15 protein-coding genes and 1 riboswitch are annotated in these 16,851 nt (G+C 47.5%); of the genes, 3 read left to right on the top strand and 12 right to left on the bottom strand.

Annotated elements, in window-relative coordinates; translation table 11 throughout:
• Positions 1-133 precede the first annotated feature (133 nt).
• Positions 134-1,051 (top strand): CPBP family intramembrane glutamic endopeptidase, encoded by a 918-nt coding sequence (locus tag OEU88_RS04405; protein WP_262693895.1) that lies wholly within the window; start codon positions 134-136, stop codon positions 1,049-1,051.
• A gap of 33 nt (positions 1,052-1,084) precedes the next feature.
• On the opposite strand, the gene OEU88_RS04400 is transcribed toward OEU88_RS04405, so the two are convergent.
• The 6 genes from OEU88_RS04400 to gor form a co-directional block, all read right to left on the bottom strand.
• The gene (locus tag OEU88_RS04400; protein ID WP_262693894.1) at positions 1,085-1,978 is read right to left on the bottom strand and encodes an ABC transporter substrate-binding protein; all 894 of its coding nucleotides are present in this window, start codon (positions 1,976-1,978) and stop codon (positions 1,085-1,087) included.
• Positions 1,975-2,472: a DUF6580 family putative transport protein gene (locus OEU88_RS04395; RefSeq protein ID WP_262693893.1), complete on the bottom strand. Its 498-nt coding sequence runs from the start codon at positions 2,470-2,472 to the stop codon at positions 1,975-1,977. Before OEU88_RS04395 ends, OEU88_RS04400 begins: the two co-directional genes overlap by 4 nt.
• Positions 2,473-2,483: 11 nt before the next feature.
• The gene (locus OEU88_RS04390) at positions 2,484-4,418 is read right to left on the bottom strand and encodes a TonB-dependent receptor plug domain-containing protein (RefSeq protein ID WP_262693892.1); all 1,935 of its coding nucleotides are present in this window, start codon (positions 4,416-4,418) and stop codon (positions 2,484-2,486) included.
• 152 nt (positions 4,419-4,570) lie between these two features.
• A riboswitch (cobalamin riboswitch) is annotated at positions 4,571-4,766 on the bottom strand.
• Between the two features lie 110 nt (positions 4,767-4,876).
• Positions 4,877-5,902, bottom strand: a complete 1,026-nt coding sequence (locus tag OEU88_RS04385; RefSeq protein ID WP_262693891.1) for a 2-oxoacid:ferredoxin oxidoreductase subunit beta — start codon at positions 5,900-5,902, stop codon at positions 4,877-4,879.
• A 13-nt stretch (positions 5,903-5,915) separates the two neighbouring features.
• Positions 5,916-7,766: a 2-oxoacid:acceptor oxidoreductase subunit alpha gene (locus OEU88_RS04380; protein ID WP_262693890.1), complete on the bottom strand. Its 1,851-nt coding sequence runs from the start codon at positions 7,764-7,766 to the stop codon at positions 5,916-5,918.
• A gap of 175 nt (positions 7,767-7,941) precedes the next feature.
• On the bottom strand, positions 7,942-9,291 hold the full coding sequence (gene gor / locus OEU88_RS04375) for a glutathione-disulfide reductase (RefSeq protein WP_262693889.1): 1,350 nt from the start codon (positions 9,289-9,291) through the stop codon (positions 7,942-7,944).
• A 262-nt stretch (positions 9,292-9,553) separates the two neighbouring features.
• Between gor and OEU88_RS04370 the strand changes: the two genes are divergently transcribed.
• Complete coding sequence (locus tag OEU88_RS04370) at positions 9,554-10,324, top strand: SDR family NAD(P)-dependent oxidoreductase (RefSeq protein ID WP_262693888.1); 771 nt, start codon at positions 9,554-9,556, stop codon at positions 10,322-10,324.
• A 44-nt stretch (positions 10,325-10,368) separates the two neighbouring features.
• Entirely contained in the window at positions 10,369-11,469 is a 1,101-nt protein-coding gene (locus OEU88_RS04365; protein WP_262693887.1) for a CaiB/BaiF CoA transferase family protein, read from the top strand.
• On the opposite strand, the gene OEU88_RS04360 is transcribed toward OEU88_RS04365, so the two are convergent.
• The 6 genes from OEU88_RS04360 to OEU88_RS04335 form a co-directional block, all read right to left on the bottom strand.
• Positions 11,466-12,083 (bottom strand): hypothetical protein, encoded by a 618-nt coding sequence (locus tag OEU88_RS04360; protein WP_262693886.1) that lies wholly within the window; start codon positions 12,081-12,083, stop codon positions 11,466-11,468. The genes OEU88_RS04365 and OEU88_RS04360 overlap by 4 nt on opposite strands.
• A gap of 65 nt (positions 12,084-12,148) precedes the next feature.
• Positions 12,149-13,633 carry a sodium/proline symporter gene (locus OEU88_RS04355; protein ID WP_262693885.1) on the bottom strand — a complete coding sequence of 495 codons (1,485 nt, stop codon included), beginning with the start codon at positions 13,631-13,633 and terminating at the stop codon, positions 12,149-12,151.
• Positions 13,633-14,163, bottom strand: coding sequence for a hypothetical protein (locus OEU88_RS04350; RefSeq protein WP_262693884.1), 531 nt, complete (start codon positions 14,161-14,163; stop codon positions 13,633-13,635). Before OEU88_RS04350 ends, OEU88_RS04355 begins: the two co-directional genes overlap by 1 nt.
• 126 nt (positions 14,164-14,289) lie before the next feature.
• Positions 14,290-14,910, bottom strand: coding sequence for a pentapeptide repeat-containing protein (locus OEU88_RS04345; protein WP_262693883.1), 621 nt, complete (start codon positions 14,908-14,910; stop codon positions 14,290-14,292).
• Between the two features lie 226 nt (positions 14,911-15,136).
• A complete protein-coding gene (locus OEU88_RS04340) occupies positions 15,137-15,592 on the bottom strand; it encodes a TerB family tellurite resistance protein (RefSeq protein WP_262693882.1) in 456 nt (151 codons plus the stop codon).
• A gap of 196 nt (positions 15,593-15,788) precedes the next feature.
• Entirely contained in the window at positions 15,789-16,757 is a 969-nt protein-coding gene (locus tag OEU88_RS04335) for an oxidoreductase (RefSeq protein WP_262693881.1), read from the bottom strand.
• Positions 16,758-16,851: the final 94 nt, after the last annotated feature.

Below are 16,851 nucleotides of genomic sequence, written 5' to 3'. Positions count from 1 at the left end.
CTCAATTATCTCAATGCCATTGCGGTACAGGTATTTTACATTACATGATACTTACCGGAAGAATGCACTATCCAAGAATATAAGAAAACAAAACTATAGCCTCAACGAAGGCGCACGACATAGAGGAAACAAAATGAACATCTTATCCCAGACAATCTTTAATGATGAGCAAGCTCAAGGTTGGCTACCTTGGGGTGCTTTGGCCCCAATCTTGGCATTTGCCATAATAATTCTAACATTGGTTGGCACTGGCAAATTGATACTTGAACCACTTGGTTTCGTGGATAGTGAACTTGATCACATTGGCCCAATTGGCCTATTCGCAATGCTAATTGTATCATTTGGTTTCACCGGCATTCTGGTCATTCTATGGGTAAAGTTCATCGAGCGAAGGTCTCTTGCCAGCATTGGTATGTCCGCTGGCAACTGCAATAAAACATTCTGGTACGGGCATGGTATCGGCATGGCTATGATGGCCGGTATTGTTGCTACAATTTGGATGCTCGGCGCATACGAAACAGGCACAACTGCCCCCGCTTTCGCCTCGCCAACTTCTCTACTGTATATTTTTATGCTTTTAATTGGCTTTGGTATTCAATCGAGTGTTGAAGAGCTGATCTTCCGTGGTTGGTTACTTTCTGTGCTTACGAGAAAATTTAACCTGCTTAGTGCAATTATTGTGAGTTCGGTGCTCTTCACATTAATGCACTTTAACCCTGCCAACCCTTGGTACGACAATATTCTGACTGCCGTTTTCTCTCTGTTTGCCTGTGCCTGGGTTATTCGCACGGGCAACATCTGGGGCGCAATGGGCTGGCACGCAGGATGGAATTGGTTCACAGCTGTCGGATTTGAATTACCCATAACCGGGCTTGATACTGGCACACCTGCCCTGTTTGTTCAGCTTAAGCCGGTAGGAGACCGCCTACTGCACGGCGGAAGCACTGGACCAGAAGGTAGCCTTGTGTGTATGGCAGCACTTGTACTTGGCACGCTATATCTGCTTTGGCAGAAACAAATGCCGACAGCATCAGGAACAACACCAAGCTAACACGGCGCAGCAAAAACAGAATGTGTGCCCTGCCTACTTTAAATGAATAGTTGGCAAGGGCACCAAATCGGGGTGTAGCGTATGCGCCAACAGCTCCAAGCTATCTATAATCCGTGGTCCCGGATTGGAAAACAGCGACTTGCCATCAAGGATATGAACAATCGTTCCCTTCACGCGCAATTCTTCAATAGCTGTTTCGGCCTGCGTGCCATTGATCTCACGCAGTGTGCGATCTAATGGAAAACCACAACATGCAACCATGAGAACATCAGGTGCTTGCTCAATAATGTGCTCCCATGTCGTCTCTACACTAGGTGCGCCAATGTTGGACATAATGTTGGTAGCACCTGCATATTCTATAAGATCATGCGTCCAATGCCCGGATAAAAACGGCGGGTCCGTCCAGTCGATAAACATTAACCGAGGGCGCGCACTTGCGTTCGCTGTCGCTTCTCGCACCGCATCAATACGCGCTTGAAATGCACTGACAACTTCTGCTGCTTTAGCGGAAACATCTGCTGCGTCGCCAACTGCCGTTATGGTTGCCAGCACATCCACCAGTGAAAATGGCTCAAGGTTAACAAGTACCGGTCGCGGATCCAGCTCGGAAAGCACCTCACTTACCGTACGACCTGAGACAGCACATACATCGCACACGCCTTGGCTGATAATCAGATCAGGCTTCAATTCTTTAAGTTTGGGCGTTTCCAAAACATATATGGATTCTGTCGACGCCGCATCTGTTTTAACTGCTGCATCAATCACCGCAGCAGGTGCATCAACATCAATCCGGCAGCGCGTCAATTTTGGCAACGGAATAACCGAGGCAGGAAAATCGCATGAATGCGACACCCCTACTAACTGGTCCGCCAAACCAAGCGCATCAACAATCTCTGTTGCACTTGGTAAAAGCGAAGCAAGCCTCATGCTTGATGCCCTTCCTCTGATGCCTTGGCGCTTTTGAGAATGTACTGACCACCAAACAACACTGTTGCATATACACTGTCGCCAACAAGGCTCACGCCCAGATACGGTAAGCCGTTAACATAGCAAGTGATTAAACCAGTCATTGAATGTTCGTAGTAAGTAATAAAAGAGCCAAAGTTTGATATCAGATAAAATGCAACAGCGTTTAACGCGACCCCACCAGCTACGGTCGTGATGCGAATCCGCCCGGCGATCAGATAACGGCCGATCAATGGTGCACACATATGGCCGATATATACCGCGATAAATACACGCAAATCATAAAACCCGATTAACGCATCACCGATAAACAACGGCACGAACGGTATCAGCAGCGCCATGCGCAGCGACACATTTGCACCTGCAAACAAACCGACACCACCAAGGGGCGTGAAGCCCCATGGATGTGGTATCGCGCGTCCTATTGCTGCTAGCATAATCAGAAAGATATGCATGATGTATCTCCCTAGAATTTCACTCTTACGCCGCCAAACACGCCGAGACCCGGTGTATTAAAGCCAAAAACATTCTCATAATTTGTATCAAAGAGGTTTTCTGCGCGACCGTACACAGTGACAGTTTCATTTACAGCATACTGCCCCGTGATGTTCACAAGTACATAGTCATTAAGAGTCACTCGCTCACTTGGCTGCGGGAACGGAGGGAAGAAAGTGTCAATCGCTTCACCGGTGTAGCTTGCATTGGCTGTAACACTGAAAGCGTCCGTTGGCTGGTAGCTTACAAAGACATCCGCACTATGACGCGGGCGCCGCACTTCTTGCTGCAACACGCCGCCAGCATCTGGTTCGCGTGAACGAAGATATGCGTAGTTAGCGCGCAATGTCAGCGCCTTATTAACAGTCGCATCAAGCTCCAGCTCAATACCTTCTCGCGTTGAGCGACCATCAACATTATCTGCCGTAAACTGGAATGTTACAGGGTCAAAAACAAAGCCGTTAATTTCATTACGCAAATTCGCTGAAAAATACGTTGCACGTGTCATAACACGACCATCCAACCACGTTTGCTCAATACCTGCTTCATAGTTGGTTGAGCGTTCAGGCTCCAGATTTGGATTACCAATAAATTGATCAGCAAAAAAGCCAAATAACTCAAGGAAGGTTGGTGCTTTTTGACCGCGCGCAACATTTGCAAATAGGCGTGTACCAGTTTCAGGGTAGCTATATGACGCACCAAAACGCCAACTTGTGAAATCGTCCAACCCATCATTATCATCGCGGCGGATACTTGCTGTAACCGTAAAGTTAGGCACCCATTGCCCCGTATAATCGGCACCGTAACCCGTTACAGAACGCTCCTGATCCTGATTAGGATCACCAAAAGGCGAAGCAACACCGCGTTGACTGAAGTCGGACTCTTCATGATCGAACAGCAAAGTGAGTGCATGATTATCGTCAAGCTTCAACCGGGCATCGGCATAGAAACTGAAACGCTCTGCAGCTGTTGCACCGTTTGGAGCACCACCAGCAGTGTTTTCTATTTCCGTGTCTAACCATGTTATGCGTAAACCTTGTGTCCAGGCGCCGTCCAGGAAAACACCTTTTACACCAGCACCAAATACAGTACTGCGCGTGTCGGTTACATTGTCACTATCAGCCGGAAGGCCTGTGACCAGAAAATCAGCTGCATCAGCCTCATTTTCTGCGTCTGTATGCCGGATACTTGCATCAAAAGATATTGTATCGGTTATATCGAACCCACCGCGTACATTCGCTGTTACATTACGGTAGCCGTCATCTTCATCGCCAACACGTGAAACGTTCGTGCCTGATGCGTCAAGATAATTAAATCCGCCATTCAAGTGCCAACCGTCACCGCCACCGCTAGCAGTGAAGCCACCATTGAAAGTACCAAAACTGCCTGCTTCAGCATGTGCACCAAGTGACAAATCACCAGTACCCTTTTTGGTAACAATATTAATGACACCAGCAAGCGCATCACTACCCCATGCAGCAGACTGCGGCCCGCGGATAATTTCTATACGCTCAATACCTGTTGTAACAAGGTGCTCCAACTGTACTTCATCGCCTGCAGCCGGATCATTGGCTTCAACACCATCAATAAGAATGAGTGTCTGATTTGCTTCAGCACCGCGCAGTCTTAATTGCGTTTGACCACCAACAGAACCTGTGCGCTGCACAGCAATGCCAGGGAGTGTTGCAAGCACATCAACAAGCCGAACAGTCTGGCGTGCTGCCAGTTCTTCTGCTGAAATAATGGTAACCGGACTTGCAATATCAGAGACCCGCGTTGGAATGCGTGTACCGGTTACAATGACATTTTCTACATTATCATCTGCCGCGTCGGATTGCTGCGCACCTGCAGATGCGGCGCAGAACAGACTCAGTACACTTAAAGGATACGATAGAGAGTATTTCATTAGTTGCTCCTCAAGAAGCTTTAGGCCGCATTTGCAGCCAGGCTTTAAAATACCGCGAGGAGATATGGAGTTTTGGTCCAGAACCCGCACGCGACAACACATAAGTATCGTCAGTACGGTTGGAACCGTCCCTCTATTGACTAACCCGGCCAGAGGATCGACGACGGCGTGGCAGGCTTCCTGACTTACGGGTCACGGTAAATTTTTCTGCCTTCCCGGATAAATCCAGTGGCATATATGAAAAACTCACTCGCCGCTTACAGTTGCGGGTACAGTCGCGGATTTTCACCGCGTTTCCTCTTAGCCTAAGGAGAATCTGCCCAAGGCACCAAGCGAGGTCAGAAATGGCATAGATCACAGGCGATGACAAGCACCCTGTTTTGGCTAATCGCTATACAGGTAACAAAAAAGCCCGGCAAATGACCGGGCTTTTTCATAATGTCATATACGAAAGAAGGTTACTTCACTTCCCACGTTTGGCCAGAATAGATAATATCCTTCAGGCTACGCTTACCTTTGACAGCTTCTACCTGGCCAATAACAGCGTCTGTATAAGCAACTTCGGCTTGCTCTGCATACAACACACCCATGGCCATTGGTTCACTAGGGTTACCTCCTAGTTCAGCAAGCATACGCGCAAGCTGCAAGTTGCTTTCATCGTGGGTCAGCACATCGTCTTCGGTGATGCCGCCTTCGCCAACCACCACAACTTCAAGGGCGAAAGTGTCCGCATTGAAACGAATGCCTTTATTGCCTTCGGCGCCAAACAACATTTTTTCGCCGTGCTCAAGCAGCAATTGCTTGTCTGCAACAACAGATTTTTCGGTCACGCCTGCCCACGTTGCGTCATTGTAAACAATGCAGTTCTGCAAAATCTCAACAAACGCTGCACCAGTGAAACCGTGCGCACGCGTAAACACACCTGGCATATGTTTCAACGCTGTATCAACAGTGCGCGCCACAAACCTTGCACCAGAGCCCAGTGCAAAAATGATTGGGTTAAGGCTTGGATCAACAGAGCCTTGCGGTGTGGACGGCGAGCGCGTTCCAACATCAGATGTTGGTGAATATTGCCCTTTTGTCAGGCCGTAAATCTTATTATTAAACAATAGAATATTGATATCAACATCGCGGCGCAGCACGTGCATAAGATGATTACCACCGATAGACAAACCATCACCGTCACCAGTGATCATCCATACATCAAGCTCAGGATTAGCAAGCTTAACGCCCGTTGCCACCGCAGGTGCGCGGCCGTGGATTGTGTGAAAACCATAGGTATCCATATAATATGGGAACCGGCTTGAGCAGCCGATACCTGAAACAAACACCGTATTTTCACGGGTAACACCCAGTTCTGGTAGTGTGCGCTGCATGCATTTCAGGATGGCATAATCACCGCAACCAGGGCACCAACGTACTTCTTGGTCACTGGTGAAGTCTTTGATAGTTAATTTCTCATTTGGAGCAGTCATCTGGTTCATTTCCCTTACTCCTTCACGAACTAACTTCAGCGCGGATAGCGCTTAAGATATCTTCAATTTTAAACGGCAAACCTGAAACCTGATTAAGTGGTTTGGCATCAATCAGGAACTTGTCACGTAGAACCGTTTTTAGCTGACCTGCATTCATTTCAGGTACCAGTACTTTATCGAAACCACGTAAAACACTTTCAAGATTACGCGGGAACGGGTTCAGGTAACGTATATGCATATGACTAACGTTCAGGCCTTCTGCGCGTGCGGCTTTCACCGCTTCAGAAATTGGCCCGTATGTTGAGCCCCAACCAACAACAACCAGTGTGCCTGTATCATCGCCTTGTTCAATAGTTTGCGGCGGAATATCGTCAGCGATATTATCAATCTTAGCAAAGCGCGTATCAGTCATCTTCTGGTGATTATCAGGATCATACGAGATATGCCCAGTATCGTAGCTTTTCTCAATGCCACCAATACGGTGCTCCGTGCCTTTCACGCCCGGAATGCCCCAGTTGCGCGCCAACGTTTTATCGTCACGTTTAAATGGATTAAAGCTTTCGCCTTCAGCGGGTGTTGCTGCGAAATCGACCGTGAACGGCTCAAGTGCATCAATATCAGGCAACTTCCATGGTTCAGCAGCATTTGCGATGAAGCCATCCGTTAGCAACATAACTGGTGTCATGTATTTAACTGCCAACCGGCATGCTTCAATAGCGGCTTCAAAACAATCACCCGGACTACGGGTTGCAACAACCGGCAGCGGCGCATCACCGTTACGACCATAAATTGCTTGATAAAGGTCTGATTGTTCAGTTTTTGTTGGCAAACCGGTTGATGGGCCACCACGCTGGCTATTGATAACAACGAGCGGCAGCTCTGTTGAAATGGCAAGACCTAGCGCTTCTGTTTTCAGTGCGATACCTGGCCCTGATGAGCTGGTCACACCTAGCGCACCTGCGTATGAAGCGCCAATGGCCGCACATATTGCAGCAATTTCATCTTCAGCCTGGAACGTCGTAACACCCAGTTCTTTCATCCCCGAAAGGGTATGCAAAATTGGCGATGCCGGTGTAATCGGGTAACTACCCAGCATAATATCAAGGCCCGCAAGCTCACCGCCAGCAGCAATACCCCATGACAACGCCTGACTACCTGTCACTGTACGATAAAGACCAGCTTCGGTTTTATTTGCGCCAATTTGGTAACGTTTAATGTGTGCAGACAATTCAGCTGTTTCACCAAACGCATGACCAGCATTGAGCGCAGCGATGTTTGATTGTGCAATTTCAGGCTTTTTGGCAAACTTACCGTTCAACCAGTCAACAACTGGAGCACGGTTGCGCGAGAACATCCAGAGCATAAGGCCAAGAGTCCACATGTTCTTACAGCGCAGTGCCTCTTTGTTACCAAGGCCAAACTCTTTAACTGCTTCCAGAGTCATCTTTGATATATCAAGGTCGATGACCTGATAATTATCAAGCATCGGCGTACCAAGCGGGTTTGTTTCAAAGCCAGCTTTTTGCAAGTTACGCTTGGTAAATGCACCAGAGTCGACCACCAATAAACCACCAGCACGCAAATTAGCGATATTGGTCTTCAGCGCTGCTGGGTTCATTGCAACCAAAACATCAGGTTGATCACCAACCGTTTTAATTGAACGCGCGCCGAAATTAATCTGAAACGCAGACACACCAAATGTTGTGCCCACTGGCGCTCTGATCTCCGCCGGGAAATCAGGGAATGTTGCCAGATCGCTACCCGCAAGTGCGGTGGATGTAGTAAACTGACTGCCCGTCAGCTGCATGCCATCACCACTATCGCCCGCAAAGCGAACTACCGCTGATTCCAATGTTTGAATATCTGATGCCATCCAACCGTCCTTTGCATCCGTTTAGCGTATTCCTATACGCTTTTCATATGCCGCTTTTGAAGCGGAAGCAATCTTTACACTGCCCCACCTCGTATGCACGACATATATTTTCTATCTCTTGGCTATAAATAACCTTTTGAAGAAAATATATTCTAATAAATGCGAATTCTTCTTACTAAGATCGCGAGTTTCGCATTAAAACAAACTCTTCAGCCGATGAAGGGTGCACCGCAACCGTCTGGTCAAACTGCTTTTTGGTTAACTCAGCCTTCACCGCAATACCAATTCCCTGAATAATCTCAGAGGCATCCAGTCCAATCATGTGTGCACCAACAACCTTGTCCGTTGCCTTATCCACAATCAATTTTGTAAACGCACGTTCATCGGAACCTCCAAGCGTATGCTTCATTGGACGGAAATCAGAAGTGAATACTTCGATTTCATCGTACTTTTCACGCGCTTGTTCTTCGGAAACACCAACAGTACCAATAGGCGGCTGGGAAAACACAGCAGTCGGAATGGCGTCGTGCTCAGGTGAAGTTGGCGTATCGCCAAACACAGTCAAAGCAAACGCATGACCTTCCTTAATCGCAACCGGCGTTAACTGAACCCGGTCAGTTACATCCCCAACCGCATAAATGCTATCAACATTTGTTTTACCGTACGCATCAACTTTAACAGCACCGTTTTTATTAAGCTCAACGCCTGCAGTCTCCAAACCAAGACCATCAACCTTAGGCTTACGGCCTGTTGCATACATAACGGCATCAGCTTTCATCGTCGTGCCATCCGTTAATGTGAGTGATAGACCATCATCTGTTTTTTCAATGGCGGTAATGTTCAGCTCAGTGCGCAGATCAATGTCTTTTTTACGCATCTCATCGGCGAGGTGATTTCTGATTTCATCATCAAAACCACGTAGGATTTGCTCGCCGCGGTACAGTTGCGTAACCTTCGCCCCCATACCGTTAAAGATACCTGCAAATTCAACAGCAATGTAGCCGCCACCCACAACAACAACATGATCCGGCAAATCTTCCAGATGCAACGCCTCGTTAGAGGAAATTGCATGTTCGATACCTGGCACATCAGGCATTGTGGGCCAGCCACCAACCGCAATCAAAATAGTTTTTGCTGTATATACCTTATCGCCAACACGGACACTGTGCGGACCTTCAACAGTTGCGCGTCCATTGATAATTTCCACACCTGCACCGTCGAGGGTCTGAATATAAAGACCGTTCAGACGGTCAATTTCAGTATCCTTGCGGGCAATCAGCGTTTTCCAGTCAAACTTGCTTTCACCAACATCCCAGCCGTAGCCGCGTGCGGTTTCAAAATCCTCGGAGAAATGACTTGCATAAACGAGCAGCTTCTTGGGCACACAACCTCGGATAACACAGGTACCGCCGACCCGGTATTCTTCCGCTACAGCAACACGCGCACCAAACTGGGATGCAATCCGACTGGCGCGAACACCACCAGAGCCTGCCCCTATCACAAATAGATCGTAATCATATTCCATCGCTTTTCTCCGCATCGGCTTGAGCTAATCGCCCTTACCATATTTCACTGTGCCATATGGTATGCCGCATCGTATTACCAAGGATAAACGCGACAACATGTCATCACATTTATATGATCACGGCCTTTGCTTAATGTCTATAACGCGTGTGAATACAGAAAGAAAAACAAGATCATTCAATATTAGTAATCTACCGCTTGATATCTGATGCCCTGCACCGGTATGGTCGCGCCGTAATTATGCATGCATCAGGAGAGCTATCATGGACATCAAAGGCAAAACAGCGCTGGTTACTGGCGGCGCATCCGGGCTGGGACGCGCTACGGTCGAAGCATTTGTTGCAGGCGGTGCTAACGCAGTTATCGTTGATTTGAATGATGAAGCAGGTAATGAGCTAGCAAGCCAACTGGGCGCAAAAGCAGTCTACGTTAAAACAGATGTGACAAGCGAAACTGATGTCGAGCAAGCCGTGGCCGCAGCAATCGAGACATTCGGTCAATTAGATATTGCCGTAAACTGCGCTGGTGTCGCAACACCTCAAAAAGTTCTTGACCGTGAAGGCAAGCGCACATCGCTGGATGTGTACCGCAAGATTGTGAACATTAATCTTATCGGCACGTACAATGTTTCGTCGCAAGCTGCTGAGGCAATGGCGCGCAACACAGCTGGCGAGGACGGCGAGCGCGGTGTGATCATTAACACAGCATCTGTTGCTGCTTATGAAGGGCAAATCGGCCAAGCAGCTTATGCATCATCCAAAGGCGGCGTTGTTGGCCTGACATTACCTATTGCGCGTGAGCTTGCTCGTTACGGTGTTCGCGTAATGTCTATTGCACCTGGCTTTATACATACACCGCTGTTTGATGGCCTACCTGAAGCAGCTGTTGAAAGCCTCACAGGTCAAGTTGTGTTTCCGAAAAGACTGGGCAAACCAACAGAATATGCAAAACTTGCTCGCCATATCGTTGATAACATCTATCTTAATGGTGAGACAATCCGGATGGACGCAGCAGCACGCATGGCACCCAAGTAGGTATTTTGCCTGAATAGCGTTTCATCTAACTGAACACAGAGGGAATGATGGGACCGTTAGCAGGCTACCGTATTATTGAAGTTGTGGGCATAGGCCCTGGCCCATTTGCAGGGATGATGTTTGCCGACATGGGAGCGGATGTTATTGCTGTTGATCGCGCCGGGCAAGACGCCGGCATCCTCAGTGTAGACATTAACCGGCGCGGCAAACGCTCCATTGCACTTGACCTGAAATCTCCAAAAGATAGAGAAATCTTCCTAAAACTATGTGAAACGGCCGATGCTTTGTTCGAAGGTTTCCGACCTGGTGTTATGGAAAAATTAGATCTTGGTCCCGATGATATTGCAGCCATAAATCCAAAACTTATATACGGCCGCTTAACAGGCTGGGGCCAAACCGGCCCGCTATCTGATACTGCCGGTCATGACATAAATTACATCGCACTCTCGGGCGCATTGCACGCAATGGGCCCCAAAGACGCACCCCCAACGGCCCCGCTAAATCTGGTTGCAGACTATGGTGGTGGCGGCATGATGATGGCGTTTGGTCTTGTATGTGCGCTGCTTGAGGCGCAAAAATCAGGACGCGGGCAAACCATTGATGTTAGTATGGTCGAAGGTTCATCCGCGCTGATGTCAATTTTCCATTCCCTGAAAGCAAGCGGGATGTGGGCACCAGCACGCGGCGTTAACCTGCTTGATGGCGGGGCACATTTCTACGGTACCTTTGAAACAAGTGATGGAAAGTATGCATCGTTTGGTGCAATCGAGCCTCAGTTCATGCAGGTGTTTATTGAAAAAATCGGTCTGGATACTACTTGGATGAACAAGCATATGGACCCTGCCGAATGGCCTGCATTGCGCCTTGAACTTGAAGAGATATTCAAGTCAAAAACACTAGCTGAATGGGAAGGCTTGCTTACAGGCAGCGATGCGTGCTTCGCGCCTATTATACCGTTTTGGGAGGCACATGAACATCCGCACAACCAAGAACGTGACAGCTTTATTAAAGTTGACGGCGTTAGACAACCTGCGCCGACACCAAAATTTTCACGCACTGTAGCGGAAGTGAAAAACTCCCCGGCAAGACGCGGTCAAGACACAGATGCTATTCTAAAAGAACTGGGGATCAATAGCGAAAACTAGTTTTCGCTTCCAGCACCTCCTGAAGCACCCTCAATGGAGACACCCTGCGTTTTGAGAAAATTGTCATACCGCCCAAGTAGCTGACCAGCTAGCGCATTAGTTACAGCTAAATGGCGTATAAACTTTCGCGTTGCAGTTTGGGGTGCAGCACTTTCTTCGATGTCCGAGATCAGATCAATATAGCGTTGGAAGAAGAAATTGAGGTAATCCGCATAATACGCCTGCGTATCATACAACGCAGCAAGCTCGACAGTGACCTCTGGTGATATGCGACTAACTGACGTTGACATACGCGCTGACTGCCATGCGGCATTGCTTGTTGTACCACCATCAACTTTTAAATGTGGGGCCAACAAATTAAACGACAAAGCCTCTTCATTTAAGGCAGCACTTAAAGCCTGAATATAAGATTTATGAAGAGCGATTGAAGCCACAAGGTCTGCTCGGTTTTGAGTAATCTCTGTTACCACACGGTCCAGGTTTTCCTGCGCCAGATACTGTTGTTCAGTGTCTTCACGCCAACCTTCCAGCCAAAGTGCCAGCAAAACAGCAAATACAATGCTGGCAACTTCAACACTTGCTTTGCGCCAATTAACCTTTGCCGTTTTATCCACTATTTTCGCTCCCCACAGTATAAAGCCAATTACACTATACAATAGGTTGGACTTTCCAAGTCGAATTACAACTCCATAATCCGGTCGATATCACGTGGTAGGGGTTTTGGTTTCTCCATTAACGATACGCCAATGAACAAAATCATTGAGGTTAACATTGAAACAAAACCGCCGGACATAGCGTACGGGATTTGTACTTGCCATATCTGAAGTGCAAAATTGATAAGCAAGCTAACGGATATCGCAACAATCGCCCCTCGGGCGGTTGCTCCTTTCCAGTTTAACCCAATTATGACAACAGGCACCAAGGCTGCGGCAAACGTTCCCCAGCCAAAAGCACCAAGCAACGCAACTAGTTGATCACTTAACAAAGCAATTGAAGCCGCAATGATTGAAAGAACGATGGTGGCCACGCGTGCCCAAAACAACTCGTTTTCGAGGGAGCGCCCGCGAATAGCCTTCGGGATATCGTGTGTGACAGCCGCGGCGCCAATGTTGAGAAAACCATCTGCCGTTGACATGATCGCGGCAAACAAGCCTGCAAACACAACACCAGCTAAAATTGGATGTGCATAAGTTGACAGGAATACCGGTGCAGCCTGATCAGCAGAGCCAATAGGCAATTGCACATCACCAAGCACCAATGCACGCATGACAATGCCTACAGAAATCCAGAGCATTGCGGCGATCAGGTAACCAAACACCGTCATTGGCAAAATGACGCGGTTATCTGACAGGTTGCGGTTCATCATCATTTTGGTCGCCACATGCGGTTGCCCCGCAAGACCAAGACCAAACATGAAATACCATGAAAGGGATGCCATAACACCCAGTGTTCCAAAGGGCATAATGTCTGCACCGTCATTAGTGAGCAACACACTGGAAGCTTCAGCAAAACCACCTTCAAAAACATTAGCTGCGGTAATTACCACGAGTGCACCAGCAAGAATCATAACGATCCCCTGCACCAAGTCTGTATATACAGAAGCCAAGATACCACCCGTAACACAATAGAAAATAAGCACGGCAGAAGACACAACGACACAGGCAAGCAAACTGATATCTGCGAACATTTCCGTCGCTGACAAAATGGATTGCAACACCAGCGCCATAGCGAGAATTTGGGTGGCCAGATACCCCAAAACACCCAGTAATATCGTTCCTGCTGTCAACAGTCTTGCAGCTTCGCTGCCGTAGCGCGCGTAAACCACATCGGGCAAGGACATCGTATCCCGAACCTCGGCAACCATTCGGATACGTTTCGCGACCAGATAAAACCCAGTGGCGTAGCCAAGCGCAGAACAAACTGCCATCCATATCGAACTAAGCCCTGTCGCATAGACAAGGCCAGGCCCACCAACAAAACCAAATCCCGATAATGTAGATGAGAACACCGCAAGGCTGACAACAACAGGCCCCAAGCCACGGCCTGCAACAAAAAAATCACTGGCGGATTTTGTGCGGCGCATAGCCCAAATACCGACCCATATGCATATGCCCATATATAATGCGACAAAAGCCAAAATGATTGGTTGGCGAAACTCTTCCATTATAAGGCTTCCTGTTCTGATTTGATTTCACGAACAAGCGCATCAAAGGCGGCTTCATCCTCTTTAGGCAAAAAATAACGCCGAAATGCCACTACGTAAAAAAGATCAAACACAACAAAGCTACCCCAAATACCCCAAAGCATCCATGTTGTGGGTACAGGAAACCCAAAAGCAATGTTACTTTCACCAGTGGCGAGGTATGCTTCATATCCTGTGTAGACCATCGTCCAGACAAAAAGCGCAAACCCTAACCCAACAGCAAAGAACAGTTTTAACTGTGCATCACGCCTATGCGGCGCAATTCCCATATAAAGCATGGCACCAGCAAGCAAAATTACAGCAACTTGAAAGTAATACGGCGCATTGCCAAGCGCACTTACCTGACTGCCTCTGTCGCCACCGACAGATAGTCCGTTAATGCTTGTATGCTGCAATCCCGTTGCACCGGGAGGTTGCTCCGCCATGAATATATATGCGGTAATGCCAGCAATTATCAGCAGCAGTACAAAGACAAAATGTATAGATTTCAAAGCGGCCTCCCTCCACTACCACCGTAGGTACGGAGGATTTAGATGTTGGGATGAACCTAAAAGAGTTTTTAGCAACGGGTCAAGGGTGATTGATGTAATTTTTCAACGATCGTTCAATTTTGCGCACTATAAGCCTGTATTGGGGTCAATGCGTAGTAAATCAATCTTTTTCTGTTCTATCGTTGCAACCGCCTGCAACACTGCCCTGTATGGTTCTTCGGCTTCTTCAATATTGTCCAGCCCGACAACAAGGCGTTTATGTAAACCATGAATCCGCCAGTCATTTTCGGTCCGGAAAACATACACGAGCTCTTCGGGTGTTGTCATAACATAGTAAGGGGCTTGAGAGGTCAGCGGTAAATTACGCGAATACCGCGGGAAGAAGAAAGCCACCCCAGCCGGGCTTACAGGCCCACGTATACCACCGATGATACAGTCAGTAAAAGTGGTGTCACTGACAAATGACCCCTGCAAGTCACAACACGTCATATTGCAAGAGATAAACTCACAACCTTCAATGTCACATGCACGCAGTGATGCGCCGGAAAAATCGCATTGGAAGAAAATTGCGCTGGATACCATCATTAGATGAAACTGCGCTTCAGTGAAGTCACAGTTAACAAAGATGGTATCAGACCAATTAAGCAGCGTTTTCGTTTTAAGCGTACTTATATGTTCCTGAGCATACTGCTCGTTCATCACAAGCTTATGCGATGGAAACATATTGGTCAGCGTCTTTAAGTCCATTAAACTTCCCCAAAAGCCAATGAGTAGGTGTTTCTTTAACACACACATGATTACAGGGCAAAGAATACCAAAATCCTATTCACGTATCGTAAATATTTAACTCAAATTTTAGCTAAATTAAGACAAAACATAACAATGTACGCTGTTCATAAAAAAACCCGTTACCTAGGTAACGGGTTTACATAAATTGAACCGGTTTTATTTTCCCAAGCGCTATTCAAAAGCGTTAGATCCGGATCGTATCTTCCGTCAAACCAGCAAGTTCGGCTGAGGTTAAAGCAAGTGCACCGCATACCATATTAAAAAACTCAACTTCAAACGGACTGACTTTGCCATCCACTTTAATTAAGTGAGCCAAGGAACGTGCTATCATCTGGCGTTCGCTAACATCAAGTTTGGCGCGAACTTTAGCAAGATACTTATCAACGGTTGCTTCTTTAAACATATCAGAAAGTGCGGCAACACGAATATCAGCCAAGCTAACGTCTGCACCCGTAACTTCTTTCATGATTGTTTGAACAGTCGCAACTTCAACCGAATCGATGTTGCAATCAGCGCTTGTCGCGCGTGCAAGCGTCATCAATAAAGCTTCTTCTACAAGTGCTTTCTTATCTTCATCAGACATACCTTTATCGCCGAACTTAAAAAACTCTACGATATGACTAAGGCTGGCAATACCCACAACAGTTTCCTTCCCCTGAAAATAACATCTTAGACCCTATCAACCTTCACTTAAGGCCAAACAATTCGGATCAAGGTAATAATTAATCGCTAAAGCACTCAGCTTTGCGCCCCAGTTTCCACAACTAGATACCATCTTAAAAAACGTGACGGGTCAAGTATAGGTCTGACTAATCTTTAATTTTTCTCAAAAAAACTTATAAATCGAGCATCTTTTTGCTGATATCCCACAATTTTTCCGCTCCGCTCTCATCAACAGCCCAAGGTGCCACGCCGATATATCGCGGCGTATCTTCATCAGCCAGCACAGCAATATCGCAGTCTTCGCAGTAAACACCGCCCTGTCCTGTCAGAGCCTCTGATGTCGCACACCACACGCTTGTTGCAGCACCGCCTTCAGGTGATTTAAACATTTTTGCGGCCACTTCAGAAACACTGCCATCTGCCTGTGTCCACCCCAGCTCCATCATTTCATCGTTAGTAAGATGGCGCTGTAAAGGCGTTAAAATACCGCCAGGATGCACAGCAAAAGCATCCAGGCCTTCGCTGGAAAACTGTTGCTGCAGTCCCAAAGCAAATAATGAGTTAGCCGTTTTTGCTTGTCCGTAAGCAGCCCATTTATCGTACGCGGATTGTTCAAAATGGATATCATCCCACTGGATACCGCTGCGCTTGTGACCAATGGACGATAAACTAACCACCCTTGGGGCATTAGCTTTCAATACTGCAGGCATCAGAAAATGAGTCACCAAAAAATGACCGAGATGATTGGTAGCAAACTGTGCTTCCCACCCTGCACCAACCCGTGTTTCAGGACATGCCATAATGGCAGCATTATTGATCAAGATATCAAGCGCAGCATCTGTAGCAACGAAATCTTCCGCGAATCGGCGCACACTGGCAAGGTCAGATAAATCCATGGAGCCAACAGATATATCGCCCTGAATATCTGACAAGGCAGCACCTGCAACATCTGGTCGTCGCGCAGGAACAATGACTTTTGCACCCGCACCTGCCAGCGCTTTCACTGTTTCCAGCCCCAAGCCAGAATAACCACCCGTGACGACAGCTGTTTTCCCATCAAGGCGCATACCTGCAATCACCTCAGACGCTGTAGATTTCGTGTCGAAGCCAGAAACTAATGCTTTTTGCTTCTCTGCTGCCATATCCAACTCCTCATTATTCAAAAATGATATAGAACGGCACTTGCCTTTTTAAAGCACTATTACGCAGGCCAGCATATCTCTTGCATATCAGCCT

Origin of the sequence: Kordiimonas aquimaris, assembly GCF_025574485.1 — a bacterium.
GTDB lineage: Bacteria > Pseudomonadota > Alphaproteobacteria > Sphingomonadales > Kordiimonadaceae > Kordiimonas > Kordiimonas aquimaris.
Note: the sequence above shows the minus strand (reverse complement) of the source record. Positions and strands in the feature narration are given on the sequence as shown.

What these genes read in the sequence shown, in the direction of transcription:
- OEU88_RS04395 (WP_262693893.1), bottom strand. Translation starts at nt 2,472, where the DNA reads ATGCATATCTTTCTGATTATGCTAGCAGCAATAGGACGCGCGATACCA.
- OEU88_RS04370 (WP_262693888.1), top strand. Translation starts at nt 9,554, where the DNA reads ATGGACATCAAAGGCAAAACAGCGCTGGTTACTGGCGGCGCATCCGGG.
- OEU88_RS04400 (WP_262693894.1), bottom strand. Translation starts at nt 1,978, where the DNA reads ATGAGGCTTGCTTCGCTTTTACCAAGTGCAACAGAGATTGTTGATGCG.
- OEU88_RS04405 (WP_262693895.1), top strand. Translation starts at nt 134, where the DNA reads ATGAACATCTTATCCCAGACAATCTTTAATGATGAGCAAGCTCAAGGT.
- gor (WP_262693889.1), bottom strand. Translation starts at nt 9,291, where the DNA reads ATGGAATATGATTACGATCTATTTGTGATAGGGGCAGGCTCTGGTGGT.
- OEU88_RS04380 (WP_262693890.1), bottom strand. Translation starts at nt 7,766, where the DNA reads ATGGCATCAGATATTCAAACATTGGAATCAGCGGTAGTTCGCTTTGCG.
- OEU88_RS04365 (WP_262693887.1), top strand. Translation starts at nt 10,369, where the DNA reads ATGATGGGACCGTTAGCAGGCTACCGTATTATTGAAGTTGTGGGCATA.
- OEU88_RS04355 (WP_262693885.1), bottom strand. Translation starts at nt 13,633, where the DNA reads ATGGAAGAGTTTCGCCAACCAATCATTTTGGCTTTTGTCGCATTATAT.
- OEU88_RS04335 (WP_262693881.1), bottom strand. Translation starts at nt 16,757, where the DNA reads ATGGCAGCAGAGAAGCAAAAAGCATTAGTTTCTGGCTTCGACACGAAA.
- OEU88_RS04385 (WP_262693891.1), bottom strand. Translation starts at nt 5,902, where the DNA reads ATGAACCAGATGACTGCTCCAAATGAGAAATTAACTATCAAAGACTTC.
- OEU88_RS04345 (WP_262693883.1), bottom strand. Translation starts at nt 14,910, where the DNA reads ATGGACTTAAAGACGCTGACCAATATGTTTCCATCGCATAAGCTTGTG.
- OEU88_RS04390 (WP_262693892.1), bottom strand. Translation starts at nt 4,418, where the DNA reads ATGAAATACTCTCTATCGTATCCTTTAAGTGTACTGAGTCTGTTCTGC.